Below are 24,767 nucleotides of genomic sequence, written 5' to 3' on the forward strand. Positions count from 1 at the left end.
ATGATCGAATACGCCAGCGGTGACATCCTGAAGTGCGCGACGGATGCGCTCGTCAATACGGTCAACTGTGTCGGCGTGATGGGCCGTGGCATCGCGTTGCAGTTCAAGCACGCCTACCCGGAGAACTTCAGGGCCTATGCCGCGGCTTGCCGGCGCGGTGAGGTGCAGCCAGGCCGGATGTTCGTGTTCGAGACGGGGCAACTCACCGCGCCGTGCTACATCATCAACTTTCCAACCAAGCGCCACTGGCGTGGCAAGAGCCGCATCGAGGACATCGAGGCCGGCTTGGTCGCGCTGGTCGAGGTGATCCGTGCCCGGCGCATTCGCTCGATCGCCATTCCCCCGCTGGGTAGCGGCCTGGGTGGGCTGGACTGGGTCGAGGTCAGGCCGCGCATCGAAGCAGCGCTCGCGGGGCTTGCCGATGTGCGGGTGATGATCCTCGAACCCAGGGGTGCGCCGACTTCCGAGGCCATGGTGCACAGCCGCGAAGTGCCCGGCATGACCGCCGGACGTGCAGCGCTGGTGGAGTTGATGCACCGTTATCTTGGTGGTCTGCTCGACCCCTTTGTCACCCTGCTGGAGGTGCATAAGCTGATGTACTTCATGCAGGAAGCGGGCGAACCGCTGAAATTGAAGTACGTCAAGGCTCCTTACGGACCCTACGCCGAGAACCTGCGGCATGTGCTGCACTTGATCGAGGGTCACCTGATCGCTGGCTACGCCGACGGCGGTGACGCGCCGGACAAGCCCCTGACCCTGGTTCCGGGCGCGGTCGAGGACGCATCGAGCTTTCTCGCGCAACATCCCGAGACACGCGAGCGTTTCAACAGAGTGGCGGCGCTGGTGGATGGCTTCGAGTCGTCTTTCGGACTGGAGCTGTTGTCCACGGTGCATTGGGTGATGAAGCACGAGAGCGTTACGACCCTCGATGACTTGGTCGAAGCTGTCTATGCCTGGAACTCTCGCAAACGGCGGTTCACGCGTCGCCAGATCGGCATTGCCGCAGGTGTGCTGGCGAAGACGGGGTGGACGCCTCCCGTCGATGCACAGGTCTGTGCATGACGACTACCGACACCAGCGAAAAAGGCCTCGAAACGCTGATCATGCGGCACATGACCGGCGTGGATGGCTTAGCCGTTACGCCGAACAGTGTCGCTCGGCCACAGGCACCTTATGGCGGCACCGGCTATATCGCCGGCAGCGCGCGGGACTACGACCGCGCGCACGCGCTCGACGTGCCGCAGCTCTTCGCCTTCCTGCGCGCCACCCAGCCCGACGTCTTCAAGAAGCTGGCGCTGGCCGACGCGAACGACGCCAGGGACATCAACCGCCTCAAGTTCCTCGCCCGCCTTTCTGCCGAGATCGGCAAACGCGGCGTCATCGACGTGCTGCGCAAGGGCGTGGCGCACGGGCCGCTGCACTTCGACCTGTTCTACGGCACGCCATCGAAAGGCAACGCCCGGGCCGAAGCGCGGCACGCGCAGAATCGCTTCTCGATCACGCGCCAGCTCGCCTACCGCATCGACGAGACGCGCCGCGCGCTCGACCTGTGCCTGTTCATCAACGGCCTGCCGATCGCCACTTTCGAGCTGAAGAACAGTCTCACCAAACAGACGGTCGAGGATGCCGTCGAGCAGTACCGGCGCGACCGCAGTCCGCGCGAACGGCTCTTCGAGTTCGGCCGCTGTGTGGTGCACTTCGCGGTCGACGAGAGCGGAGTGCAGATGTGCACCGAGCTGCGTGGCAGGGGCTCGTGGTTCCTGCCCTTCAACAAGGGCTACCACGACGGCGCCGGCAACCCGCCCAACCCGCACGGCCTGAAGGCCGACTACCTCTGGAAGGAGGTGCTCACCCCGGCGGGTCTGACGGATATCCTCGAGAACTACGCGCAGATCGTCGAGGAGAAGGACCCGCGCACGGGCAGGAAGAAGCGGCGGCAGGTCTGGCCGCGCTATCACCAGCTCGGCGTCGTGCGCCAGGCGCTGGCCGATGTGCGCGCCCATGGCGCGGGCAAGCGCTACCTGATCCAGCACTCGGCGGGCAGCGGCAAGTCGAATTCGATCGCCTGGCTGGCGCACCAGCTCATCGGCCTGCAGCGCGATGGCGATCAGGCGAAGGGGACGAACAGGGAGGTTTTCGACTCGGTCATCGTGGTGACCGACCGGCGCCTGCTCGACGACCAGATCCAGACCACGATCAAGCAGTTCATGCAGGTCGGCGCGACGGTCGGGCACGCCGAGCGCTCGGGCGACCTGCGCCGCTTCATCGAGCAAGGCCGGAAGATCATCATTTCGACGGTGCAGAAGTTCCCCTTCATCCTCGACGAGATCGCCACCGAGAGCGGCAGGACCTTCGCCATCATCATCGACGAGGCGCATTCGAGCCAGGGCGGCAAGACCTCGGCGGCGATGAGCCAGGCGCTCGGCGCACCGGGGGAAGACGAGGACGCGGGGCCCGACCCCGAGGACACGGTGAACGCGGCGCTCGAAAAGCGCATGGCGGCGCGCAAGATGCTGGCCAATGCCAGCTACTTCGCCTTCACGGCGACACCGAAGAACAAGACGCTTGAGATGTTCGGCGAGCCGCTGCCGCCTGACGCGGAAGGGCGCGTCAGGCATCGGCCCTTCCACAGCTACACGATGAAGCAGGCGGTCGAGGAAGGTTTCATCCTCGATGTGCTCAAGGCCTACACGCCGGTGGACAGCTACTACAAGCTGGTCAGGAAGAGCGAGGACGACCCGGAGTTCGACACCCGCAAGGCGAACAGGAAGCTGCGCCGCTACGTCGAGAGCCACGAGCACGCGATCCGCCTGAAGGCCGAGATCATGGTGGACCACTTCCACGCGCAGGTGCTGGCGGCCGGGAAGATCGGCGGGCAGGCGCGGGCGATGGTGATCACCAGTGGCATCGAGCGGGCGATACAGTACTTCCACGCCTTCCAGGCGTATCTGCGCGAGCGCAAGAGCCCGTACCAGGCGATCGTCGCCTTCTCGGGCGAGCACGAGTACGGCGGAGCGAAGGTGAGCGAGGCGTCGCTCAACGGCTTCGCGAGCGGCGACATCGCACGCAAGATCCAGACCGACCCCTACCGCTTCCTGATCTGCGCCGACAAGTTCCAGACCGGCTATGACGAGCCATTGCTGCACACAATGTACGTGGACAAGCTGCTCGCCGGCATCAAGGCGGTGCAGACGCTGTCGCGGCTCAACCGCGGGCACCCGCAGAAGCACGACTGCTTCGTGCTCGATTTCCAGAACAACAGCGAGGCGATCACTTACGCCTTCCAGGACTATTACCGGACGACGCTGCTGGCCGACGAAACCGATCCGAACAAGCTGCACGACCTGAAGGCGGCGCTGGACGCGGCGCAGGTCTACTCGCCGGAGCAGGTGCGGCAGGTGGTGACGATGTTTCTCGATGGCGCCGACCGCGACAAGCTCGACCCGATCCTCGATGCGTGCGTCGCCGTCTATGTGGACGCGCTCGACGAGGATGGCCAGGTCGACTTCAAGGGCAAGGCGCGGGTGTTCTGCCGCACCTACGCTTTCCTTTCGTCAGTGATTCCTTACAGCAACGCGGAATGGGAGAAGCTGTCGATCTTCCTCGACCTGTTGACGCCCAAGCTGCCGGCGCCACTGGACGAGGATCTCGCCAGGGGCATCCTCGACGCGATCGACATGGACAGCTACCGCGTCGAGAAGAAGGCGGCCATGAACATCGCGCTCGCGGACACGGACGCCGAGATCGAACCGGTGCCGACCAGTGCGCGCGGCCACCAGCCGGAACCGGAGATGGATCGGCTGAGCAACATCCTCAAGACCTTCAATGAACAGTTCGCTACGACCTTCGTGGACTCGGACCGCATCTTCAAACACATCCGCGACGACATCGCCCCCAAGGTGGCGGCCGACGCTGCCTTTCAGAACGCGAAGGCAAATACCCCGCACACCGCCCGCCTGGCCCACGAGCAGGCTCTCGGCAAGGCCGCCCAGGGGTCCATGAAGGACTTCACGCAGTTCTACAAGCAGTTCGTCGAGAACGAGTCGTTCAAGCGCTTCGTCAGCGACATGGTCTTCGCGATCACCAACCCTTGAAATCCATGAAATCCGTGACTGCCGGCGCCTTGCCTGGGCTGCGCATTGCCGTCCTGACGCTGGCCTTGCTCGTGCCGGGCGGCGTGCGCGCGGCGTCCGACGGTGCGCCGCCGTTCGAACCGCATCAGCGGCTCGACGTTGCCAGCCCGGCGCACGCGCAGGACGTGGCGCTGACGCTGGATGCCTGCGGCGGCGCCTACGACCAGGCACTGATCGCCACGCTGCTACGCTTGCGCGTGCCGGCGACGCTGTTCGTCACCAAGCGCTGGCTCGATCGTCACCCGGCAGCCGTGCGCGAACTGCGCGCGCATCCCGAGTTGTTCGAACTGGAGAACCACGGCAGCCAGCATGTTCCGGCCGTCATTGGTCGCCGCCTCTACGGAATGCAGGGCGCGCCCGACGGCGCCGGTGTGGAGCGCGAGATCACGGGCGGTGCGCAGGCCGTGCTGCAGGCTTCCGGTCGTCGGCCCGACTGGTATCGCGGGGCGGGCGCCGCCTACGACCGCGCCAGTCTGCAGATCGTCGCGCAACTGGGCTACCGCGTCGCCGGCTTCAGCCTCAACGCCGACCAGGGAGCGACGCTCGGTGCGGCCGCGGTGGCCAGACGTCTGCGTCAGGCGAAGCCCGGCGAGATCGTCATCGCGCACATGAACCGGCCCGCATCGGGAACCGCCAGCGGCCTGGCCGCTGCCCTGCCCGACCTGCTCGGTCGCGGGCTGACCTTCGTCAGGCTCTCCCAGGCAGCCGGAGTGTTGCCGGCGCGCGACGGCAAGCAGACGCCGTGAATATCGAGCTCGTTGCCGAACCCGACGAGGCGCTGCGCCGTGCCATCGCCGCACCCTTGCTGGCGTTCAACGCAGCGCTGGCCGGGCCCAGCGGGCATCGGCCGCTCGCACTGGTCGTGCACGATGCCGACGGCGGCGTGTGCGGCGGCCTGTGGGGTGCGACCGCGTATGGCTGGCTGTACACGCAGATGCTCGTGGTGCCGGAGCCGGCGCGCGGCCGCGGGCTGGGACGCGATCTGATGCTCGCGGCCGAGGCCGAAGCGCGCCGGCGCGGCTGCACACACGCGTGGGTCGACACGCAGTTCGGCGCACTCGCTTTCTACGAGCGCCTGGGCTACACGGTGTTCGGCTCGCTGCCCGACTACCCCCCCGGCTTCTGCCGCAGCTTTCTGCAGAAGGCGCTGGTTTGAGTACGCCGGTCGCGCCGCCTGGGCGCGTCGCCGGCCAGGCGCTGCACCGGCGCCTGGCCCGGCTGCACCGGCTGCTGGCCGTGGCCGCGCTGGGCTTCGCGTCGGGACTGCCGCTGGCGCTCACCGGGCAGGCCATGCAGGCCTGGCTGACGATGGACGGTCTGGCCATCGCCGACATCGGCTTCCTCACCCTGGTCGGCCTGCCCTACACCTTCAAGTTCCTCTGGGCGCCGCTGATGGACCGCTTCGACCTGTCCGGCCGCTGGCGGCGGCGCGGCTGGATGGTGCTGACGCAACTGGCGCTGGCGGTGGCGCTGTTGGCCCTGGCCGCCACGTCGCCGCGCGAGTCACTGCGCGCCTTCGCACTGCTGGCGTTGACCGTCGCCTTTCTGTCGGCGTCGCAGGACATCGTGGTAGACGCTTACCGCACCGACGTGCTCTTGGCCGCCGAGCGCGGCCTGGGCGCGTCGCTGGCGGTGATGGGCTACCGCATGGCGATGATCGTCTCGGGCGGCATCACCCTCATCTGGACCGATGCGGCGCAGGGCAGTGGCTGGTCGTGGAGCGAGGTGTACCGCGTGATGGCGCTGCTGATGGTCGCCGCCGCGGTCTTTTCGGCGCTTTTCCTGCCCGGCGTGCCCGCCCTGCTGGCAGCACCCGCAGGGCCGGGTGCGGGGGTGGCACGCCGCAGCGGGCGACAGGACCTGCTGGGCTTCGCCGCGCTGGTGGCCGCGGTGGCGGTGGGGGTTGCTCTCACCCAGGTGGTCGGCAAGCCGCTGGCCGTCGCCGCGCTTGCTCCCCTGCTGAACGGCTCGTCGCTGTCGCCGGCACTCCGCGAGCGCTGGGCCGATCTGGCGGCGCTACTGGCGGGAATCGCCTGCACGCTGCCGTTGGCGACCTGGGCCGCCCGGCGCGCGCGCTTCGACACGCTGCTGGACGGCATGCACAGCTACTTCAGCCAGCGCGGCGCGCTCGCCTTCCTGGCTTTCATCGTGCTGTACAAGTTGGGCGACGCGTTCGCCGGTTCCCTGATGACGCCGTTTCTGCTTACCGGCCTGCACTACACGGCCGCTGAGGTAGGTGTGGTGAACAAGGTCATCGGTCTGTGGCTGACGATCGCCGGGGCGCTCGCCGGTGGCGCGCTGATGTTCCGGCTGGGCCTGTGGCGCGCGCTGCTGCTGTTCGGCGTCTTGCAGGCGGTGAGCAATCTCGGGTTCTGGTGGCTCGCCGCCGGTGGCAAGGGTGCGTTCGGCGGATTGCTGTTGCCCGCCCTCGACTGGGGCTTCGTGGCCATCACGGCGCCGACGCCGGTCGATGGGGCGCTGCTGGCGGCGGTGGCCTGCGAGAATCTCGCGGGCGGCATGGGCACCGCAGGACACGTCGCCTTCCAGATGAGCCTGTGCCAGCAGCGCTTTTCCGCCACGCAGTACGCGCTGCTGTCGGCGTTCGGCGCGGTCGGCCGGGTGTGGGTGGGGCCGATGGCTGGCGTGACCGCCGAGAGCATCGGTTGGCCCGCCTTCTTCATGCTGTCCACCTGGCTGGCGGCGCCGGCACTGCTTATCCTGCTCTGGCTGCGCAGCGCCATCGAGGCGCTCGATGCCTCGCCGCCAAGCGCCGTTGTTGATTGACCGGAAAGGAGAGGCCTGACGGCTTTCTGTCCGGCCGACCGGAGGCTACTTGGACAGACCGACCAGATGCTCGACTGCGGCCTTGATCTCGGCGTCGGTCAGGTCTGCGGCACCGCCCTTCGCCGGCATCGCGTTCTTGCCATTGGTGGCGCTCTTGATCAGGGCGGGCATACCCGTGGCGATGCGCGGCGCCCAAGCCGCCTTGTCGCCCGCTTTCGGCGCACCGGCGGCGCCACTGGCGTGGCAGGCCATGCACACCGAGTTATAGACGGTAGCGCCGTCACGCGGCTTGCCGTCGGACTTGGCCGGGGCTGCCTTGGCAAGTTCCAGTTTCGCCACCGGCTGAATACGGGCATCGGCGTCGTCACCGCCACCGGCCTTCACACTCCCCTTGCCGATCATCGACAGCGGCCAGATCACAACGATCAGAATGATTGCGATGACGATGGTGATCATCAGGATCGCCCGTGAAGAGTATTGTTGCTGAGCCATGCCAAAAGTCCTTGGTGGTGTGCGGGGATAAGGGCGAATTGTACCGCCGTTTCGCCTTGCCAAAAAGCACCGATCAGTGAGTGTGGACTCCCCGGAACAAACCGGTTAAGCTTCCCCCCCTGCACGCGCCCGTAGCTCAGTTGGATAGAGTACTGCCCTCCGAAGGCAGGGGTCGGACGTTCGAATCGTCTCGGGCGTGCCACCTCTTCCGGCTGATCGACTCCGGAAACCCTCCTTCCAAATCCCCCTTCCTGATGGTACTCGCGCCCGGGCGTCCGGCGGCCCCATTCAGGCCCGTTGTGGCGAGCCGTCGGAGCGAATCATTTGCCCGAGCTTGGCGTCTGGGCGAGTTTCTGCTCGATCCTGGCCAGTGGAATGGCGCCCGGAACTCTTTCGCCATCGGCAAAGAAGATCGTCGGCGTTCCGTTGATCGCCAGCTTGCGACCCGTTTCGAGGGTCGTCTTGATCGCTGTGGTGTCGCAATCGCCCTTGCCTGCCGGCGCCTTGCCATCGACCATCCAGTCGTTCCAGGCCTTGACGCGGTCGCTGGCGCACCAGATCTGGTTGGACTTTTCGAGAGAATCGGGCGACAGGATCGGGTACAGGAAGGTGTAGACGGTAACGTTGTCGAGCTTGGCGATTTCCTTGGCCATCTTCTTGCAGTAGCCGCAGTTCGGATCCTCGAAACTCGCAAAGACACGCTTGCCGTCGCCGCGCACCTGCTTGATGGCGTTAGCGAGCGGCAGCTCCGAGAACTTGATCGCGGTGAGCTTTTGCATCCGCTCGGTGGTGACGTTCCTCATCGTCTTGCCGTCGATCAGCGAACCGATCAGCAGCGCGGAAACCTTTTCGTCGGTGTAGAGAACCTGGCCATCGGCGTAGACTTCATAGAGTCCGAGGTAGGTGGTCTTGGTGACGCTGGTGACCGGACCACCGATCTTGGCTTCAACCGCTTTCTTCACCGAGGCTTCATCTGCCAGGGTTGGCAGGCTGAGGAATGCAGCGAGCGCGAATGGTATGAGTTTCTTGTACATCAGGTTTCTCCGGGGGTTGGATCGGTTGGCGTTTCAGAAGGCGCCGATGGCGTAGCGCACGAGCAGGTTCTTTAAGACCGGTAGACCATTGGTCACGTTCATTCCAAAATTGCGCAAGGGTCTGAGCCCGGGAAGCTCGTTCCGGAAAAGCTCGTGCAGCGCGTGCGTGGCAGTCTGCATCACGAGCGTTTCCTCGCGTCGCTGCCGCTGATAGCGGGACAACAGGCGCTCGCTGCCGATGTCCTGCCAGTCGGGCGTCGCTGCCAGCAGGTCGGCCAGCGCTTTCGCGTCCTGGTAGCCGAGGTTGATTCCGTGGCCGGAAAGCGGGTGAATACCGTGCGCCGCATCGCCGACCAAGGCCAGTCGCGGCGCAACGGTGCGCGGGACGCGCATCAGGCGCAGCGGAAACGCCGCCGCCGGGGTGAGCGGCCGCAGGACGCCAAGTTCGTGATTACCCGCTGCCGCGACGCGTTCGCACAGATCGTCCGGCGCCAGCGCCAGCAGTTGGCGTGCATGGTCGTCGGCGGTGGACCAGACGATCGAGATGCGGTCGCCTGCCATGGGTAGCCAGGCGAGGACGCCGTCGGCGCGAAACCACTGGCGAGCGATACCACGGTGCGGACGCTGGCAATCGAAATTGGCGACCAGCCCGAGTTCGCCATAAGGGGTGTCGATCGCCTGCAGACCCTGCGATTCGCGCACCCAGGAGTCACGCCCGTCGGCACCGACCAGCAAGCGTGCCGACAAGGCGCTGCCGTCGGTCAGGGTCAGCACGGCCGCTTCCGAGTGCATTTCGAGCCGCGCCGGCGTGCCGGGACAAAGCAGTGTCAGGTTGCCTTGCCGCTTGGCGTTTTCCCAGAGTTCGCAAGCCATCAAGGACGATTCGAGAATCCAGCCAAGTTCGGGGATGCCCGATTGATACGCCGAAAGATCGAGTCGGGCACCGCCGTCGCCGTAAATCTGCATGGCCTGAATCGGTGCAATCCGTTCTGCCGCCATGTGCTTCCAGGCGCCAATTTCCTGCAGGAAGCGCGTGTTCGCCGGCGACACGGCGTAAACCCGGGCGTCCCAGCCAGCCGGCCGGCACGGCGCCTGCTGCTCCAGCAGCGCGATCCGCAGGCGGGTGTCGCGCAGCGCGCAAGCCAGCGACAGGCCTGCCAGGCCACCGCCAACAATCACGAGGTCGTATTCTGTCGGTTGCATGCTTGCGTGCTCAGGAAAGTGCCTTTGGTGCGGTGCGTGATCGCGGTTTTACAAGTGCGGCCGAGAATGGTAGAAGTCCACCCCCATGAGAACACCAGCCAGGCCGCCGGCCCGCGCCTACTTTCCGGCGATTGTCTGTGCCGAACACGATTCGCCGATCGACGCGCTTCTCGCCTTGTCCGTCCCGCGTGACGAAGCGATGGACCTCGTTGCCGCTTCCTGGCAGTCTGGCGAAGCGATTTGCCTGGTCGCCATTCTCGACGGCGGTCGCCCGGTGGTCGTCTTGCGCACGCCGGAAGGGCGTTGGGCAGCATGCAATGCGTTTTTCAGCGATCTTTCGTCAACTCCCGAAGCAGCCGGGCGACGCCTGAACAAGTTGCTCAAGCGTCGGCGCCGGGGTTATGTGGCCTGGATGCCCGCCGCGGAGACCCGGCCGGAAGAGGTGCCCGGCTTCGCCATGGCCTGAGGGCGGGTTGGGACGCGCAGGCAAGCGACGTCGGCAGCCGCCGCGAGGCGTCACCGGCAGTTCATCCCTGGGCATCTGCCGGCGGCAAGAAAAAGCCGGCCTGAGTTCGGCGGCCGGCGTTTTCTGGGCGAGCGGCTGACTAGGCCGGGCTGGCCTTGAGGCACTCGCTCATGAATTTCTTGCGCTCGTCACCCTTCAGTTGCTTGCTGCCGGCCTCGCCGTTGCAGGCTTTCATCTTCTCCTGCTGGGTTGCCTTCGCGGGTTTGGCGCCCAGGCAGGTACTCATGAACTGCTTGCGCTCGTCACCTTTCAGGGCCTTTTCACCGGCTTCGGCGTTGCAGGCCTTCATCTTTTCCTGCTGCGCCTGCTGAGCTTCCGAGGGCTCCTTCTTTTCGGTGGCGGCAAAGGCGCCACCGGTAGTGAAGGCCAGAGCGAGCAGCACGATCATGGGTTTCATGGGTAGTCTCTCCTTGGGGTTTAGGAAGTCTGCGGATTAGGCCACTGCTACAGGTCTTCGTCAAGCAGTGCCTGCTGCTGCCGGTTGATGAAATCGCCCATGCTGTCGATACCACGCAACTGCAGGATGCTGTTGCGCACTGCAGCTTCGAGGAGGACGGCAATGTTCCTGCCCGCGGCTACTGGTATGACCACCTTGCGCACGGGGACGCCGAGGATCTCCTGTGCCTGGGCGTCCAGGGGGAGGCGGGGGCCATCCGCGCCACGCATCGGCCTTTGCAGATGGACGATCAGCTTGAGCTTCATCTTCCGCCGCGAAGCCGTCTCGCCAAAGATGGTGCGGATGTTGAGGAGGCCGAGGCCGCGCACTTCGAGATAGTCGCGCAACATGCTCGGACACTGTCCCTCGATGGTTGTCGGGGCGATGCACGCCAGTTCGACGACGTCGTCGGCCACCAAGCCGTGCCCACGCGAGATCAATTCCAGTGCCAGTTCGCTCTTGCCGACGCCGGAATCGCCGGTAATCAGGACGCCCATGCCGAAAACGTCCATCAGCACACCGTGGACTGACGTCGAGCTCGCCAGCCGGCGCGAGAGATAGATGCGCAGCAGTTCGATTACCGCCGAGCAGGGCTTCGGACTGACAAACAGCGGGGTTTGCGTCGACTCGCAGCCGTCACGAATCGCCGGCAGCACTTCGAGGCCGTCAGCGAGGATCAGTGCCGGCGGCCTGGCTGCCATCAGTTCCTTGACCTGGTTGCGCAGGCGATCCGCAGAAACGCGGTCGGCCCAGGCGTGCTCGGCTCTGCCGATTACCTGAAGCCGTTCCGGGTGAATCAGGTTGAGGTGACCGACCACGTCGGCGCCGTAGTTGCCCTGCTCCCTGAGTTCGATCTGTCGGTCCACGCCAACCGAGATCAGCCAGGAGAGTTTGAGTTTCTCTCTGTGGTCCTCATAGAGTTGGACGACGCTGAACTGACGCCGGGCGTTCATGGCTCAGTCGGCAAACAGCCGGCGGACAGCGCCCGCGTCGGCGGCTTTGGTGAGTGCCTCGCGACACGTGCGGTCGGAAAAGTGCTGGGCGAGTTCGGAAAGGATTTGCAGGTGCTGTTCCGTCGCCACTTCCGGGACGAGCAGGACGAACAGCAAGGTGACCGGCTTGCCGTCGGGAGAATCGAACGGTACCGGCGAAGCCAGGCGCAGGAAGGCGCCGGTAGCGTCCTTCAGGCCCTTGATGCGGCCATGCGGGATGGCCACCCCCTGGCCCAGCCCGGTCGAACCGAGCTTTTCGCGTGCGAAAAGGCTGTCGAAGACGGTGCTCCGGGCAATGCCGAGGTAATTCTCAAAGAGCAGCCCCACATGTTCGAAGACGCGCTTCTTGCTGCTCGCCTCCAGGTCAAGGATGATGTTTTCGAGAGGCAGTAACTGGGTGATCTGGCTCATGCGACAATAACCCGAAAAGGCGGACGTGGATTGATCGAAACAGCGCATGGTCGCGGTCCTCCCGCCACCATGCGCCTCCTGCAGCTTGGCTATTCGGACTCGGCAACGATGTGATCGGTGATCTTGTTGCCACGATGATGATCCTGCAGCTTCTGCTTGTACTTCTGAACCTGCCGCTCGAGCTTGTCCACCAAGCCATCGATGGCCGCATACAGGTCTTCATCAACCGATTCGACGTAGACATCCTTGCCGGCGAGATGCACCGTCACCTCGGCTTTCTGGTTGAGCTTGTCTACCGACAGGATCACATTGACGTCTATGACGTTGTCGAAATGGCGGGTGATCCGCTCGAGCTTGCCAGTGACGTAGTCGCGTAGTGCGGGCGTGATCTCGAGGTGATGTCCACAGACTTGCAGGTTCATGATGTGGCTCCTTCTTCTAAAGGGACTTGCGTAAATTGACCGGCGGGATATTCAGCGCTTCACGGTATTTGGCAATTGTTCGCCGTGCAACGACAATACCCTGCTGGCCAAGAACCTCGGATATCTGGCTATCCGAAAGCGGCTTCGTCGGCTCTTCGGCGCTGATCATCTGTTTGATCAGGGCGCGAATGGCCGTTGCTGAGCACGCCCCACCCGCATCGGTGCTGACGTGGCTGCCAAAAAAATACTTCAGCTCATAAATCCCGCGTGGTGTCGCCATGTACTTCTGTGTCGTCACCCGCGATATCGTCGACTCATGCAGTCCCAGCGTGTCAGCGATCTCCCGCAATACCAGCGGGCGCATCGCCACCTCGCCGTGGTCGAGGAACTGACGCTGACGTTCGACGATAGCCTGCGCCACGCGCAGGATCGTGTCAAACCGTTGCTGCACATTTCGTATCAGCCAGCGCGCTTCCTGCAGTTGGCTGGCCAGACCGGAACCCCGCTGGCGGGAGAGAATCTGGGCGTACAGGCTGTTGATGCGTATGCGTGGGAAGGCGTCCGAGTTGACGTTGACCGCCCACTGGCCGCGGACTTTGCGCACTACCACATCGGGTGTCACGTAGCGGGTATCGGACGACGCGTACTGTGCGCCCGGCCGGGGGTTCAGGCTGCAGATCAGCAGGTGCGCAGCGCGCAGTTCGTCGTCGTCGCACCCAGTGTGCTTCTTGAGCCGGGGGAAATCATGATGGGCGAGAAGCTCCAGATGCTGGCGAACGATTTCCAGTGCCAGCGTGCGGGTCGGGTCGACCGGCAAGGCTTCGAGTTGGAGCGCCAGACATTCCACCGGGCTGCGCGCGCCGACGCCGGTGGGATCGAGGTGCTGCAGGTGGTTGAGCGCGATCTGCAGTTCTTCCGGTTCGATCTCGAGCTCCGGCGGCATGCTGTCGGCGAGTTCATCCAGGGACTGGGTGAGATAGCCGTCATCGTCGAGTGCCTCGATCAGGCAACGAACGAGAACGCTGTCACGACTGGACAGGGTCATCAGCCCGAGTTGCGCCAGCAGGTGCTCGCGCAACGAGACGGTGGCCGCCTGAACGTCCTGATAGTCGCTGTCGTCGTCGTCGTCGAAGGATCCCGACGAACCGGACGACCCAGCGTAGCCGCCGTCTTCGCCGAGCCAGCTATCGTCGCCGGCCAGCGATGAATCGGCGCGCTCGTCGGTCTGGCTCTGCTCAGCGGCTTGCTCGACGCCACTTTCCCGCAAATTCGCCTCAGGCAGCGAATACTCCTCGTCACGTTCGAGCAGCGGGTTTGCCGACAGAAAACTCTCCAGCTCGTGTTCGAGTTCAAGCGTCGAAAGCTGCAACAGTCGGATCGACTGTTGCAGTTGTGGGGTCAACGCTAGATGCTGGGTGAGCTTGAGCTGGAGGGATGGTTTCATCTACGGAACCGGGTAAGTCACCGCGCTGCGATGGGAAACTGCCCGCATGGTTCGCGAATTGTGGCTGCAGGGCCGTTGGCCTCAGAGACGGAAGTTCTCGCCCAGGTAAACCTTCCGGACGTTTTCATTATAAATGATTTCTTCCGGCCGGCCAGACGCAAGAACGCCACCTTCGTTGATGATGTACGCGTGGTCGCAGATGCCCAGCGTTTCGCGAACGTTGTGGTCGGTGATCAGAACGCCGATGCCGCGTTCCTTGAGAAAACGAATGATCTTCTGGATATCCAGCACGGCGATCGGATCCACGCCGGCGAATGGTTCATCGAGCAGAAGGAATTTCGGTGCCGTCGCCAGCGCCCGTGCGATCTCGACACGTCGGCGTTCGCCCCCGGAAAGCGAAGTCGCCGGGTTGTTGCGCAGGTGGCCGATATGCAGTTCTTCGAGCAGTTCTTCGGTGCGCGCGTCGAGGTCTTCGACAGGCAGCACCTGCAGTTCAAGCACCGCCTTGATGTTCTCGCTGACCGTCAGCTTGCGAAAAACGGACGCCTCCTGCGGCAGATACGAGACGCCCAGTCGGGCGCGCCGGTGAATCGGAAGGTGGGTAAGCGGCTGGCCATCGAGATGGATGTCGCCTCCGTCACAGGCCACCAGGCCGACGACCATGTAGAAGCAGGTCGTCTTGCCGGCGCCATTCGGCCCGAGCAGGCCGACGACTTCGCCGCTGACCACCTCGAACGAAACGTCATGCACCACCGTGCGCTTCTTGTAGCGCTTCTTGAGCTGGTGGGCTGACAGGGTGCTTTGCGTGTCTGACATTTTCAATCATCGTCCAGGTGGCCGCGCAGCACGCGGCGAATGGTGTCGGCAGAGAATCCCCGGCCGGCCAGAAAGCGCGCCTGCCGAGCGCGTTCGGCAGCGTCCCCGGCGGCAGGCGGCCCGCCGGCGAACTTTCTTTGCCACACCCGCCGTGCCCGCGTCAGTTCGTCTTCGACACCGGCGAGGGCCTCGCTGACCACGTCCTCGGCGACCCCCTTGCCGCGAAGTTCGTAAGCCAGACGCGCGTCGCCCACGCGCGCGCCCCGGGAACTGATCCGTGTCGCCGCGTAACGTTGATCGGAAAGGAGCGATCCGGCCGCCAGATCATCGAGCAGGGCAGCAAGTTGCTGCGCGGACTCGGCATGTGGCGCCAGCTTGCGCGACAGTTCCTGCCGAGCGTAGTCGCGACGCGCGAGCAGGCGCAGTGCTCGTTCGCGCAAGTCGTTGCACACCGCCGCCTACGCCACCACTACCGGCGACGCCGACGCGACATTGACCGCAGCACGGATCCTGGCCTCGATCTCCTGCGCCAGTTGCGGCTTGCTCTTCAGATACTCGCGCGCATTGTCCTTGCCCTGGCCGATCTTGTCGCCGTTGTAGGCGTACCAGGAACCGGACTTGTCGATCAGTTTGTGCTGCACGCCGAGTTCGACGATCTCGCCCTCGCGCGACGTTCCTTCACCGTAGAGGATATCGAAGATGGCCTCGCGGAATGGCGGGGCGACCTTGTTCTTGACGACCTTGACCCGCGTTTCGTTGCCGATGACTTCGTCGCCCTTCTTGATGCTGCCGATGCGGCGGATGTCAAGCCGAACCGACGCGTAGAACTTCAGCGCATTGCCGCCGGTCGTCGTTTCCGGACTGCCGAACATGACGCCGATCTTCATCCGGATCTGGTTGATGAAGATCACCAGCGTGTTGGTACGGTTGATGTTGGCCGTCAGCTTGCGCAGCGCCTGACTCATCAGGCGCGCTTGCAGACCAGGCAGGGAATCGCCCATTTCGCCCTCAATCTCCGCCTTCGGCACCAGCGCCGCCACCGAATCGATGACCACCACATCGACACTGGCCGAGCGCACCAGCATGTCGGCGATCTCCAGCGCCTGCTCGCCGGTATCCGGCTGCGAGATCAGGAGCTCCTCCAGGTTGACGCCGAGTTTCTGCGCATAGCCGGGGTCGAGGGCGTGTTCCGCGTCGATGAACGCTGCGGTACCACCGAGCTTTTGCATTTCGGCAATGACCTGCAGGGTCAGGGTTGTCTTGCCCGACGACTCCGGACCGTAAATCTCGACCACACGGCCGCGCGGCAGGCCGCCGATGCCCAAGGCGATGTCGAGGCCCAGCGAGCCGGTGGAGACGACCGGGATGTCGGTCGCGACGCTGCCTTCCCCCATCTTCATGATCGAGCCCTTGCCGAACTGCTTTTCGATCTGGGCCAGCGCCGCGGCCAGCGCCTTTGCCTTGTTGTCGTCCATTGCCTGTCCTTTTCCTTGATTGAAGGGATTATCCCATGTTCGACCGCACTCGACATGACGGTGCGCGCACGGACTGGTGCTGTAATTATATACAGCATTCGAGGAAACGCTCAGTGCTGACGTTCGGGCGGCCGTCAGTTCCCCCTCGGCGCCCCCGCGTCAGCGTCGGCGCGCCAGCCGGCTTTCCTGGAGGTCGATCAGAAACAGCAGTTCCCGCACCGCGTGCAGCGTGAATCCCCTGCGCTCCCCATCCCGGTTGTCGCGCAGGAGTCTATCGAGGTAGGCAGGACACTCGGGCGAACCCCAGGTGCGGGAAATCTCCTGGGCAATATGTGGCATTTGCTTGACCGTCGGCAAATGTTCCAGAAGCTGGTCGATCGACATCGCGTCCTGATCGCGCAGCGACAAGACCGGTACGTCCGCTTCGCCAACGCTGTCCCAGTCGGGGGGAGCGACATTGAAATGGTGCTTGAGCTTCAATCCGACGAGGTCGAAGGCTTCGCGCTGCTCGCTCCGCCGGTAGACCTCGAGCAGTTTGAGCCAGGGAGTCACTGCCGCCGCCGGCTTGTGGTCGACAAACTCCTTGAGCGCCTGCGCCGCTCCAGCTGTGCGGCCGAAGGAGATCATGATCTCGGCAAGTTCGAGTACTGACGTCACCTCGTCGTCGTCGCCGCTGGCCGACGGTTCGGTCGACCTGTCTGCAGGCTGGCCGGCGGCCGGCAGACCGGGCAAGGCGGCGATGCTGTCGCCGGTCAGCACTGGCGAATCGGCGCGGCTGAGTTGCTGCAGTTGCCAGCCGGTATCCGCCTTTGAGTCGCCCGCTTTCGCCACCGTTGCTGAACCTGCCTGCGCTTCCAGCGGAGTTGCCTGAGGCGGCTGCCTGCCGGCACGGCGGCGAAGGAGCCAAGTCAAGCCGCCAATCGAACCGAGCAGCAAGGCGATCTCCAGCCACCAATCGGTGGCGTTCGCGGTCGCCGGGGCCGCCGCTTGTGGTGGCGGAGGCGAGGCGGCGGCTGGCGCGGCTCCCGAAGCAGTTGTCTGTTCCGCCGGCCGCGACTGACTGGCGATCTTCGCCTGCAGGTCGCTGACTGTGGCCTCCAGGCTGCGTACCTTTTCGGCAACCGCCAACTGCTGCTCCGCCTGAGCGCGGAGCGTCGACAGCAGCTGGTATTCGTGGCGGAGAGCGGCCCGCTGGTCCTCGGTCGTGTTCTTCAACGAGGGAGGGGATAGTCTGGTGGCAAGGCGCAGGGACAGTTCGCCGTCCGGTCGGATTGGCTCAGTGTCCGCGCCGCCGGAAATGACTAAACGGTCGGTCCTGTCGCTTCTCGCGGGTGCCTTGCGCGCCGGTTGCTCCTCTCGCGCCGTGCGCAGCGCCGTTTCCTGTTCGCTCGTCCGGCCCCCGGCGCGCTGGACCTGACGACCCGCCGGGAGACTGAGTACGCTTCCCGGGGCGAGACGGGCACTACCTCGCGGCCCGAAGTCGACTCCGGGGTTGGCGGCCTGCAAGTCCCTGAGGAAGCGAGCCTGCGCGCGCGGCTTCTGTGGAAAGGCAGCGCGCGCGATGTCGCGCGCCGACTGGTTCTTGCCGACGCGCCACTTGCGGGAGGTGGGAGCCTTCACGCTGGCCTCGCGCGCTGGTGAGCCCGCTGCCGCGGCCGGGCGAACAACCGGCAACTGTACGACTGGCGGTGCCGTCCGCGTCCTGGCAGGGTCGATCAGCAGCACATAGTTGCGGGCGGTCTCGGCACCGCAACCCATGCGCAGATTGACCTGCAGCACCGGCTCCCCAATCGTCTGCTCGGAGACGATATGCAGACGCAGGCGGCCGGCACGCTCCTCGACATTGATACGGCCACGCGTCAAGGTCGGGACGTCGGGATCGTTGCCCTGACCGAGACGAAAACACTGGGCAAGCTGCGTCCGGTCCGCCTGCCCGTCGACAAGTTGCACCTCCGCTTCGAAGCGTTTGCCAAGCGTCGAAAGGACAGTCATCCGGCCGAGACCGAGCGCCTCGGCATTCCCGGCACGCAACAACGCCACCGGCAGACACAGAAGAGCAAGTCTGAAGAATGGCGTATTAAGGCTTCTCGGGCACATCGGCAGGCAGGCAGGGCGCGTTTGGGTCAGCCATTCTATTCCAAGCGGCAGGGTTTGGCCCATCGGGCGGGCGACATTCAGGCGTCGCCAGATGCGCTCGACACCCTGGCCCGTTCACGGCGGGCGTCAGGCCAGGCCGCTTGCGGCGAGTTGCCGAAGGCAGGCGAGGGAATGGCCGACCGATTGCGCCCGAACGGCTTCCCGGTTTCCCGGAAAGTGGCGCGTGTCGGTTTCCACTCGTCCGTCCGGCCCTGCCCAGGCGAAGCAGACGGTGCCGACGGGTCGGCTTGGTGAGCCGCCGCCCGGGCCGGCGACGCCGCTGATCGCGAGTGCCCAGTCGGCGTGGCTGTGGCGCAGCGCGCCAAGGGCCATGGCCGCCGCCGTTGCTTCGCTTACCGCACCATGCGTGGCGAGCGTTGCGGCAGGGACGCCGAGCATCTCGATCTTCGCCTGGTTCGAGTAGGTGACGAACCCACGATCGAACCAGCCCGAACTGCCGGCGATCGCGGTCAGGCACTGTGCCACCCAGCCACCGCTGCAGGATTCCGCCGTCACCAGGTGCTGGCCGTTCGCCGACAGCAGGCCGCCGACCTCGGCGGCGAGCGCTTCGAGCGCAGGCTGATCGCAGGCACTCATGCGAGCACAAAACGCAGTGTGGCCAACACCAGCAGTGCATAGCCGGCAGCGACCAGATCGTCGCACATGACGCCGAGACCGCTCTTCACCTTCTCGTCGAAGTAACGCGCCGGTTGCGGCTTGGTGATGTCGAAAAAGCGGAAGAGGCAGAAGGCCGTCGTCTGCCATAGCCAGTGCGTCGGGCAGAACAGCAATACCAGCCAGAAGGGAACGATCTCGTCCCAGACGATGCTGCCGTGATCGATGACGCCCAGGTCGACGCCGGTCCTGTGCACCGCCACCACCCCGCCGACGAAGCAGACGACGAGAAAGCCGAGGAACTCGAAGTCACTCATCCAGGGGCGGAGCAAGGGAAATGACGCCCACGCAAACAGGGTGCCGATCGTCCCGGGTGCCCATGGTGACAGTCCGCTACCGAAACCACAGGCCACCAGGTGCGCAGGGTGCGCCAGGAGGAAGCGCACGGAAGGAGGGTTAGCCAAAGTGATCGAAGCCTCTTTCGTCGATGGTCAGCGCCTGTCCGTTCTCGTCAAGCAGCGTCAGACCGATGGCGGCGGCGCCGCGTAGCCGACCGCAGCGCCAGAGCGGCAGTTCGAGGCGGGCGGCAAGGTCGGCGATGGCCGGTCGGCTTGCCGGAGGGGCGGAGAACAGCAGTTCGTAGTCGTCACCGCCGGCGAGCTGACACCGCCGAGCCAGCACCGGGTCCGCGCCCGCAGGCAGCGATGGTAGCTGTGCGACAAATATCTCGGCGGCGACCGCCGAACTCTCGACGATATGACCCAGATCGGCGAGCAGCCCGTCGGAGACGTCGATTGCGGCGTTCGCCAGGCCGCGCAGGCGCAGTTCGAGCCCCAGTTCGACACGCGGCAGCGGTCGCTGCAGAGAGGCGATGCAACGGTCTGCCAGGGCGCCGGGAAGCTGCGTCCGGCGCTGCAGGTGAGCCAGGCCGAGTGCCGCCAGCCCGGGCTGGCCGGAGATCCAGAGATCGTCACCGGGGACTCCCCGGTCGCGACGCAGCGCCGCTCCGGCAGGGATCTCGCCGATTGCCGTGAGACAAAGATTGAGCGGACCGCGCGTCGTGTCGCCGCCGACGAGATCGACCTGATAGCGCTGCGCGCAGTCAAACAGTCCTTCGGCAAAAGCGGCCAGCCAGGCTTCGCGAGCCTCCGGCAGACTGCCGGCAAGCAGGGTCCAGCGCGGTCGCGCACCCATGGCGGCAAGATCGGAGAGGTTGACCGCCAGCGCTTTCCAGCCGAGCTGGGCGGGGTCGGTGTCGGTGTCGGCCAGGAAGTGTGTGCCTTCGACCAGCATGTCGGTGGTGATCGCCAGTTGCATGTCCGGTGTCGGCGCCAGCAGGGCGCAGTCGTCACCCGGACCGAGGACGGTTTGCGGGGTCGGCCGCGAAAAATAACGCCTGATCAGTTCAAACTCGCCGGGCATCGCCGTTGCCCTATCCTCTCTCTACGACCGTCATCACACATCGAACTTGCCACTCAGCGCGCCCGGTTGCGTGCGGCGCGCTTGGCCTCCACCTCGGCCGGACGCAGGCGGGCGGCAAGCTTGTCGAGCACGCCGTTGACGTACTTGTGGCCATCCGTGCCGCCAAAGCCCTTGGCCAGCTCGACCGATTCATTGATGATTACCCCATAGGGCGTTTGTGGGTGATTGTTCAGCTCGAAAGCCCCGGCCAGCAGAACGCAGGCCTCGACCGGCGACAATTCGCCGAAAGGCCGGTCGAGGAAGGCCTGCAACTGTTCCTGAAGGGTCCGGCGCTGGGCAAGGACGCCACGCAGCAGCCCGGCGAAGAACTCGCGGTCAGCCTTGTCGAAGCCTTCGCTGTCGCCGAGATGCGCCTCGATCGCCGCCTCGTCGTTGCCGCTCAGCTGCCATTGGTAGAGCGCCTGCAGCGCAAACTCGCGGGCGCGCCGGCGCGGCGATCTGACGCTGGCTGGCCTGGCGCCGGGTGTCGTCCGAGGCTGCCCGGCCATCACGAGTTCTCCCTGATGGCATGCAGCAGGTTGGCCATCTCGACCGCGACCTGGGCGCAGTCAGAGCCCTTCTGATGCATGCGCACCAGCGCCTGATCGTCGTCCTCGCAAGTCAGGATGCCGTTGGCGATCGGCACGCCACTGCGCAATTGCACTTCCATCAGCGCCCGGCAGGAGTCGTTGGCGACCACTTCAAAGTGGTAGGTCTCGCCGCGGACGACGGCGCCGAGCGCGATCAGCGCATCGAAGCGCCCGCTGCCCGCCATCGTCTGCAGCGCCAACGGTATCTCCAGGGCGCCCGGCACACTGGCCAGCGTGATGCTGTTCTCGGCGACGCCGAGCCGCTTCAGTTCCGTCGTGCAGGCGCTCAGCAGACCTTCGCCGATGTCCTGGTTGAAGCGGCTCATGACGATGCCGACATGCAGCCCGTCGCCGACGAGCGAAGCGTCATGCTCGTGGATGTTTTCGTAACGTGCCAGGGGAGAAATGCTGCGCGCGGGTTTCGGAATAGCCATCAGAGTCTTTCAAGGTCGTCGGGTGTGGCAATGTGGCCAGTCACTTCGAGGTCAAAACCGGTCATGCTCGGCATCCGGCGCGGGCTGGACAAGAGCTTCATCTTGCCGACGCCGAGATCACGCAGGATCTGCGCACCGATGCCGTAGGTGCGCGGGTCCCAACGAGCCGCCGGCCGCTTGGCGGCCACGGGCTCGCGCAGTGTCGCCAGAATGTCCTGGCCACTCTCGGGACGGTGCAGCAGCACGATGACCCCGGCCTCCACTCTGGCCAGTGCGGCCTGTGCCAGGTCGAGCGAAAACGTATGCCGACCCCCGCCAGGGTCGAGAAAGTCGACTACCGAGAGCGGTTCATGCACGCGCACCAGCGTCTCCCGGTCGGGGCGAATGTCGCCCTTGGTCAGGACCAGATGCACTTCGTTCGAAGTGCAGTCCGTATAGGCGTGCAGCGTGAACTGGCCATGCACGGACTGCACGCTCTTGGAGAGAGTGCGCTCGATCAGTGTCTCGTGCCGACTCCGGTAATGGATCAGATCGGTGATCGTGCCGATCTTCAGGCCATGTTCACGGGCAAAGCCGACGAGATCGGCGAGGCGCGCCATGCTGCCGTCCTCCTTGAGGATCTCGCAGATCACCGAGGCCGGTTCGAGGCCGGCGAGCAGGGAGAGATCGCAGCCAGCCTCGGTGTGGCCGGCGCGTACGAGCACGCCACCGGGCCGCGCCATGATCGGGAAGACGTGTCCTGGCTGGACGATGTCTTCGGGCCGCGCGTTCCTCGCTACCGCCGCTCTGATGGTCAACGCGCGATCCTGCGCCGAAATGCCGGTCGTGACTCCTTCGGCGGCCTCGATCGAGACCGTGAAAGCGGTGCTGTACGGGCTCTTGTTGTCACGCGCCATCTGCGTCAGGCCCAGTTGCCGACAGCGTGCCGCGGTCAGTGTCAGGCAGATCAGGCCGCGGCCAAAACGGGCCATGAAGTTGATCGCCTCAGCCGTTACGTGCTCGGCCGCCAGGATCAGATCGCCCTCGTTCTCGCGGTCCTCTTCATCGACCAGGACGACCATGCGTCCGGCACGCATCTCGACAATGATCTCTTCGATCGGCGAAACATCAGCAGACGTGCTCTGGGGTGCCATTCTCTATCCATCCTCCGCGCCAGGACCTCGTACGACTTGGCTCACGCCCGACATACGACCGGCCGTGTGCTCTTGTGCCGGGGTCGGCACACCGTTTCCCTATCGAGAGTTGCCGCAAACCGTTATGTCTGCTCGCCGCGTTCCTGCCCGCCAGCTTGTGGCTGCTTGGCGAGGTAGCGCTCCCGAATCCGCGATTCTCGCAGTTTCCGCCGCCAACCGCTATCCGCAGGCCGTCGGCACACGTCGGCACACTCCCGTTTGCGCTCTTTCTGTCCATGTGCGGAGGGGTAGCCGGACAGTCTTTCCGGGGCGGCTTGCGGGAAACATGGACAGGCTGGCAGCGGTGCGCCATTCCTCCTCGAGCAGCATCCATCTCCCTACTGCTGAAACATTCGTTTTATCATGCTCAACAGCGATGGGCCAGATCCATCGGTTGCGGGAGCTGTACACTGGGCGGGCGTGCGTCGGCACGTTCTTGTCGTTGTCGATACCTGGCACAAAGGATCACATCAATGCCAACCAATGAGAGCCTGCTGTTGATCGCCGCTGGTGTGTTCGTGGCTTTCCTCCTGTTGCGTTTCGTCATCAACCGTCGATCCAGGGCCGATCGCGAAGGTCGAGGAGGGGGTCAACTGGCCGCCCCCGGCGCCGAACCACCGGTGACCGAGGCAGCGGCACAACCCGAAGTCGAACACGTGGCGGCCGAAGATGTAGCCCGCCGCGAGGCCGAGCGCCTGGCCGCCGAGGAAGCCGCACGCCGGGAGGCCGAGCGTCTGGCCGCCGAGGAAGCAGCACGCCGGGAGGCCGAGCGCCTGGCTGCCGAGGAAGCAGCACGCCGCGAGGCCGAGCGCCTGGCCGCCGAGGAAGCTGCACGCCGGGAGACCGAGCGCCTGGCCGCCGAGGAAGCCGCCCGCCGGGAGGCCGAGCGTCTGGCTGCCGAGGAAGCAGCGCGCCGCGAGGCCGAGCGCCTGGCCGCCGAAGAAGCAGCACGCCGTGAGGCCGAGCGCCTGGTAGCCGAGGAAGCCGCCCGCCGCGAGGCCGAGCGTCTGGCCGCCGAAGAAGCCGCCCGCCGTGAGGCCGAGCGTCTGGCCGCCGAGGAAGCCGCCCGCCGTGAGGCCGAGCGCCTGGCCGCCGAGGAAGCCGCCCGCCGGGAGGCCGAGCGTCTGGCCGCCGAGGAAGCCGCACGCCGCAAGGCCGAGCGTCTGGCTGCCGAGGAAGCCGCACGCCGCGAGGCCGAGCGCCTAGCCGCCGAGGAAGCCGCCCGCCGGGAGGCGGAGCGCTTGGCCGCCGAGGAAGCAGCACGCCGGGAGGCCGAGCGCCTGGCCGCCGAGGAAGCCGCCCGCCGGGAGGCCGAGCGCCTGGCCGCCGAGGAAGCAGCACGCCGGAAGGCCGAGCGCCTGGTAGCCGAGGAAGCAGCACGCCGTGAGGCCGAGCGCCTGGCCGCCGAGGAAGCAGCACGCCGGGAGGCCGAGCGCCTGGCCGCCGAAGAAGCAGCACGCCGTAAGGCCGAGCGCCTGGCCGCCGAGGAAGCCGCCCGCCGTGAGACCGAGCGCTTGGCGGCCGAAGAAGCAGCACGCCGTGCAAGCGAACGCCAGGCGGCCGCCGAGGCCGCTCGTCTCGACGCTGAACGCAAGGCCGTCGAGGAAGCCCTTCGCCTGGAGGAAGAAGAGCGCCTCGTCGTTGAGGCGGCCATCCTCCGAGAAACCGAGCGTCAGGCGGCCGAGGAAGCGCAGCGTCAGGCCCTCGCCGCGGCCAGCCGGGCGGCGGCAGAAAAGGTGAAGACTCCGGAAGAGACCGTGGTCATGGTGGCCGACGACTCGAAAGTTGTGCGCATCAAGACCGGGCGGCTGCTCAGCGCGCATCAATATCAGGTTCGCATGGCCGAAGATGGCCTGGATGCGGCGAGGCAGATCGGTAGTTCATTGCCCGACGTGCTGATCACCGACGTCGACATGCCCGGCATGGGTGGCTTCGAGCTGACCCACCAGGTGCGTGGCGATCCGCGTAGCGCGCACGTTCCGATCATCATGGTGACTTCGGACAGCGAGCAGTTGCGTGACCAGGCCGTTGCCGCGGGCGTCAACGTGATTCTCGGCAAACCGTACCCGGAAGAGCAGCTGATTGCACACATTCAACGATTGATGAGCGGCCGGGCCGGCGGATGAGTCGCATCAAGACGTCGGCTCCGGCCCTGCTGCGGCGACCCGGACAGCCGACGCGCGTCGGCGTG

At 65.5% G+C, this 24,767-nt stretch carries 25 protein-coding genes and 1 tRNA gene; 8 read left to right on the top strand and 18 right to left on the bottom strand.

From position 1 onward, the window contains the following. The 5 genes from darG to CAP2UW1_RS21365 are packed head-to-tail and all read left to right on the top strand — an operon-like array spanning position 1 to position 6,917. Positions 1 to 1,062, top strand: coding sequence for a type II toxin-antitoxin system antitoxin DNA ADP-ribosyl glycohydrolase DarG (darG, locus tag CAP2UW1_RS21345; RefSeq protein ID WP_015768687.1), 1,062 nt, complete (start codon positions 1 to 3; stop codon positions 1,060 to 1,062). Beyond that, positions 1,059 to 4,094 carry a type I restriction endonuclease subunit R gene (locus CAP2UW1_RS21350; RefSeq protein WP_015768688.1) on the top strand — a complete coding sequence of 1,012 codons (3,036 nt, stop codon included), beginning with the start codon at positions 1,059 to 1,061 and terminating at the stop codon, positions 4,092 to 4,094. Before darG ends, CAP2UW1_RS21350 begins: the two co-directional genes overlap by 4 nt. Before the next feature lie 5 nt (positions 4,095 to 4,099). Next, positions 4,100 to 4,879, top strand: coding sequence for a polysaccharide deacetylase family protein (locus tag CAP2UW1_RS21355; protein WP_015768689.1), 780 nt, complete (start codon positions 4,100 to 4,102; stop codon positions 4,877 to 4,879). Beyond that, complete coding sequence (locus CAP2UW1_RS21360) at positions 4,876 to 5,289, top strand: GNAT family N-acetyltransferase (protein ID WP_015768690.1); 414 nt, start codon at positions 4,876 to 4,878, stop codon at positions 5,287 to 5,289. The genes CAP2UW1_RS21355 and CAP2UW1_RS21360 overlap by 4 nt, the downstream gene beginning before the upstream one ends. Continuing rightward, the gene (locus CAP2UW1_RS21365) at positions 5,286 to 6,917 is read left to right on the top strand and encodes an AmpG family muropeptide MFS transporter (protein ID WP_015768691.1); all 1,632 of its coding nucleotides are present in this window, start codon (positions 5,286 to 5,288) and stop codon (positions 6,915 to 6,917) included. Before CAP2UW1_RS21360 ends, CAP2UW1_RS21365 begins: the two co-directional genes overlap by 4 nt. A 45-nt stretch (positions 6,918 to 6,962) precedes the next feature. On the opposite strand, the gene CAP2UW1_RS21370 is transcribed toward CAP2UW1_RS21365, so the two are convergent. After that, positions 6,963 to 7,409: a c-type cytochrome gene (locus CAP2UW1_RS21370; protein WP_015768692.1), complete on the bottom strand. Its 447-nt coding sequence runs from the start codon at positions 7,407 to 7,409 to the stop codon at positions 6,963 to 6,965. A 125-nt stretch (positions 7,410 to 7,534) separates the two neighbouring features. Here CAP2UW1_RS21370 and CAP2UW1_RS21375 point away from each other — a divergent pair. After that, positions 7,535 to 7,611 (top strand) — tRNA-Arg (locus tag CAP2UW1_RS21375). A gap of 118 nt (positions 7,612 to 7,729) precedes the next feature. On the opposite strand, the gene CAP2UW1_RS21380 is transcribed toward CAP2UW1_RS21375, so the two are convergent. Beyond that, entirely contained in the window at positions 7,730 to 8,443 is a 714-nt protein-coding gene (locus CAP2UW1_RS21380) for a DsbC family protein (RefSeq protein ID WP_015768693.1), read from the bottom strand. A gap of 33 nt (positions 8,444 to 8,476) precedes the next feature. Next, the gene (locus CAP2UW1_RS21385) at positions 8,477 to 9,646 is read right to left on the bottom strand and encodes a UbiH/UbiF family hydroxylase (RefSeq protein WP_015768694.1); all 1,170 of its coding nucleotides are present in this window, start codon (positions 9,644 to 9,646) and stop codon (positions 8,477 to 8,479) included. Between the two features lie 85 nt (positions 9,647 to 9,731). On the opposite strand from CAP2UW1_RS21385, the gene CAP2UW1_RS21390 reads away from it, so the two are divergent. Then, positions 9,732 to 10,112 (top strand): hypothetical protein, encoded by a 381-nt coding sequence (locus CAP2UW1_RS21390; protein ID WP_015768695.1) that lies wholly within the window; start codon positions 9,732 to 9,734, stop codon positions 10,110 to 10,112. 139 nt (positions 10,113 to 10,251) lie between these two features. Here CAP2UW1_RS21390 and CAP2UW1_RS21395 read toward each other — a convergent pair whose 3' ends face one another. The 15 genes from CAP2UW1_RS21395 to ribBA all read right to left on the bottom strand — a co-directional run bounded on the left by CAP2UW1_RS21395 (position 10,252) and on the right by ribBA (position 22,537). Beyond that, positions 10,252 to 10,569, bottom strand: a complete 318-nt coding sequence (locus CAP2UW1_RS21395; protein WP_015768696.1) for a PsiF family protein — start codon at positions 10,567 to 10,569, stop codon at positions 10,252 to 10,254. 47 nt (positions 10,570 to 10,616) lie between these two features. Continuing rightward, entirely contained in the window at positions 10,617 to 11,561 is a 945-nt protein-coding gene (gene hprK, locus CAP2UW1_RS21400) for an HPr(Ser) kinase/phosphatase (protein WP_015768697.1), read from the bottom strand. A 3-nt stretch (positions 11,562 to 11,564) separates the two neighbouring features. Then, on the bottom strand, positions 11,565 to 12,011 hold the full coding sequence (gene ptsN, locus CAP2UW1_RS21405) for a PTS IIA-like nitrogen regulatory protein PtsN (RefSeq protein ID WP_015768698.1): 447 nt from the start codon (positions 12,009 to 12,011) through the stop codon (positions 11,565 to 11,567). Between the two features lie 89 nt (positions 12,012 to 12,100). Then, complete coding sequence (gene hpf / locus CAP2UW1_RS21410; protein WP_015768699.1) at positions 12,101 to 12,433, bottom strand: ribosome hibernation-promoting factor, HPF/YfiA family; 333 nt, start codon at positions 12,431 to 12,433, stop codon at positions 12,101 to 12,103. 16 nt (positions 12,434 to 12,449) lie between these two features. Next, on the bottom strand, positions 12,450 to 13,877 hold the full coding sequence (locus tag CAP2UW1_RS21415) for an RNA polymerase factor sigma-54 (RefSeq protein WP_015768700.1): 1,428 nt from the start codon (positions 13,875 to 13,877) through the stop codon (positions 12,450 to 12,452). 81 nt (positions 13,878 to 13,958) lie between these two features. Next, positions 13,959 to 14,693, bottom strand: coding sequence for an LPS export ABC transporter ATP-binding protein (gene lptB, locus CAP2UW1_RS21420; protein WP_015768701.1), 735 nt, complete (start codon positions 14,691 to 14,693; stop codon positions 13,959 to 13,961). 2 nt (positions 14,694 to 14,695) lie between these two features. Continuing rightward, positions 14,696 to 15,133, bottom strand: a complete 438-nt coding sequence (gene recX / locus CAP2UW1_RS21425) for a recombination regulator RecX (RefSeq protein ID WP_291911967.1) — start codon at positions 15,131 to 15,133, stop codon at positions 14,696 to 14,698. 18 nt (positions 15,134 to 15,151) lie between these two features. Continuing rightward, a complete protein-coding gene (recA, locus tag CAP2UW1_RS21430; RefSeq protein WP_015768703.1) occupies positions 15,152 to 16,168 on the bottom strand; it encodes a recombinase RecA in 1,017 nt (338 codons plus the stop codon). 159 nt (positions 16,169 to 16,327) lie between these two features. Then, entirely contained in the window at positions 16,328 to 18,199 is a 1,872-nt protein-coding gene (locus CAP2UW1_RS21435; RefSeq protein ID WP_041567953.1) for a type IV pilus assembly protein FimV, read from the bottom strand. Positions 18,200 to 18,391: 192 nt separating this feature from the next. Then, positions 18,392 to 18,901, bottom strand: a complete 510-nt coding sequence (locus tag CAP2UW1_RS21440; RefSeq protein WP_015768705.1) for a CinA family protein — start codon at positions 18,899 to 18,901, stop codon at positions 18,392 to 18,394. Beyond that, positions 18,898 to 19,389: a phosphatidylglycerophosphatase A family protein gene (locus CAP2UW1_RS21445; RefSeq protein WP_199931748.1), complete on the bottom strand. Its 492-nt coding sequence runs from the start codon at positions 19,387 to 19,389 to the stop codon at positions 18,898 to 18,900. Before CAP2UW1_RS21445 ends, CAP2UW1_RS21440 begins: the two co-directional genes overlap by 4 nt. Then, positions 19,376 to 20,341, bottom strand: a complete 966-nt coding sequence (thiL, locus tag CAP2UW1_RS21450) for a thiamine-phosphate kinase (RefSeq protein WP_015768707.1) — start codon at positions 20,339 to 20,341, stop codon at positions 19,376 to 19,378. The genes CAP2UW1_RS21445 and thiL overlap by 14 nt, the downstream gene beginning before the upstream one ends. 53 nt (positions 20,342 to 20,394) lie before the next feature. Beyond that, positions 20,395 to 20,889, bottom strand: a complete 495-nt coding sequence (gene nusB / locus CAP2UW1_RS21455; RefSeq protein ID WP_015768708.1) for a transcription antitermination factor NusB — start codon at positions 20,887 to 20,889, stop codon at positions 20,395 to 20,397. Beyond that, entirely contained in the window at positions 20,889 to 21,404 is a 516-nt protein-coding gene (ribH, locus tag CAP2UW1_RS21460; RefSeq protein WP_015768709.1) for a 6,7-dimethyl-8-ribityllumazine synthase, read from the bottom strand. The genes nusB and ribH overlap by 1 nt, the downstream gene beginning before the upstream one ends. Next, on the bottom strand, positions 21,404 to 22,537 hold the full coding sequence (ribBA, locus tag CAP2UW1_RS21465; protein ID WP_015768710.1) for a bifunctional 3,4-dihydroxy-2-butanone-4-phosphate synthase/GTP cyclohydrolase II: 1,134 nt from the start codon (positions 22,535 to 22,537) through the stop codon (positions 21,404 to 21,406). Before ribBA ends, ribH begins: the two co-directional genes overlap by 1 nt. Before the next feature lie 512 nt (positions 22,538 to 23,049). Here ribBA and CAP2UW1_RS21470 point away from each other — a divergent pair. Next, positions 23,050 to 24,702 carry a response regulator gene (locus CAP2UW1_RS21470; RefSeq protein WP_015768711.1) on the top strand — a complete coding sequence of 551 codons (1,653 nt, stop codon included), beginning with the start codon at positions 23,050 to 23,052 and terminating at the stop codon, positions 24,700 to 24,702. Positions 24,703 to 24,767: the final 65 nt, after the last annotated feature.

The organism is Candidatus Accumulibacter phosphatis (assembly GCF_000024165.1).
Classification (GTDB): Bacteria; Pseudomonadota; Gammaproteobacteria; order Burkholderiales; family Rhodocyclaceae; genus Accumulibacter; species Accumulibacter phosphatis.

Excerpts from the sequence above, each read along its gene's own strand:
- hpf (WP_015768699.1), bottom strand. The coding sequence starts at position 12,433 with ATGAACCTGCAAGTCTGTGGACATCACCTCGAGATCACGCCCGCACTA.
- darG (WP_015768687.1), top strand. The coding sequence starts at position 1 with ATGATCGAATACGCCAGCGGTGACATCCTGAAGTGCGCGACGGATGCG.
- CAP2UW1_RS21355 (WP_015768689.1), top strand. The coding sequence starts at position 4,100 with ATGAAATCCGTGACTGCCGGCGCCTTGCCTGGGCTGCGCATTGCCGTC.
- CAP2UW1_RS21470 (WP_015768711.1), top strand. The coding sequence starts at position 23,050 with ATGCCAACCAATGAGAGCCTGCTGTTGATCGCCGCTGGTGTGTTCGTG.
- ptsN (WP_015768698.1), bottom strand. The coding sequence starts at position 12,011 with ATGAGCCAGATCACCCAGTTACTGCCTCTCGAAAACATCATCCTTGAC.
- CAP2UW1_RS21440 (WP_015768705.1), bottom strand. The coding sequence starts at position 18,901 with ATGAGTGCCTGCGATCAGCCTGCGCTCGAAGCGCTCGCCGCCGAGGTC.
- CAP2UW1_RS21390 (WP_015768695.1), top strand. The coding sequence starts at position 9,732 with ATGAGAACACCAGCCAGGCCGCCGGCCCGCGCCTACTTTCCGGCGATT.
- CAP2UW1_RS21385 (WP_015768694.1), bottom strand. The coding sequence starts at position 9,646 with ATGCAACCGACAGAATACGACCTCGTGATTGTTGGCGGTGGCCTGGCA.
- CAP2UW1_RS21350 (WP_015768688.1), top strand. The coding sequence starts at position 1,059 with ATGACGACTACCGACACCAGCGAAAAAGGCCTCGAAACGCTGATCATG.
- hprK (WP_015768697.1), bottom strand. The coding sequence starts at position 11,561 with ATGAACGCCCGGCGTCAGTTCAGCGTCGTCCAACTCTATGAGGACCAC.
- ribH (WP_015768709.1), bottom strand. The coding sequence starts at position 21,404 with ATGGCTATTCCGAAACCCGCGCGCAGCATTTCTCCCCTGGCACGTTAC.
- ribBA (WP_015768710.1), bottom strand. The coding sequence starts at position 22,537 with ATGGCACCCCAGAGCACGTCTGCTGATGTTTCGCCGATCGAAGAGATC.
- CAP2UW1_RS21370 (WP_015768692.1), bottom strand. The coding sequence starts at position 7,409 with ATGGCTCAGCAACAATACTCTTCACGGGCGATCCTGATGATCACCATC.
- nusB (WP_015768708.1), bottom strand. The coding sequence starts at position 20,889 with ATGGCCGGGCAGCCTCGGACGACACCCGGCGCCAGGCCAGCCAGCGTC.
- lptB (WP_015768701.1), bottom strand. The coding sequence starts at position 14,693 with ATGTCAGACACGCAAAGCACCCTGTCAGCCCACCAGCTCAAGAAGCGC.
- CAP2UW1_RS21380 (WP_015768693.1), bottom strand. The coding sequence starts at position 8,443 with ATGTACAAGAAACTCATACCATTCGCGCTCGCTGCATTCCTCAGCCTG.
- recA (WP_015768703.1), bottom strand. The coding sequence starts at position 16,168 with ATGGACGACAACAAGGCAAAGGCGCTGGCCGCGGCGCTGGCCCAGATC.
- CAP2UW1_RS21395 (WP_015768696.1), bottom strand. The coding sequence starts at position 10,569 with ATGAAACCCATGATCGTGCTGCTCGCTCTGGCCTTCACTACCGGTGGC.
- thiL (WP_015768707.1), bottom strand. The coding sequence starts at position 20,341 with ATGCCCGGCGAGTTTGAACTGATCAGGCGTTATTTTTCGCGGCCGACC.
- CAP2UW1_RS21415 (WP_015768700.1), bottom strand. The coding sequence starts at position 13,877 with ATGAAACCATCCCTCCAGCTCAAGCTCACCCAGCATCTAGCGTTGACC.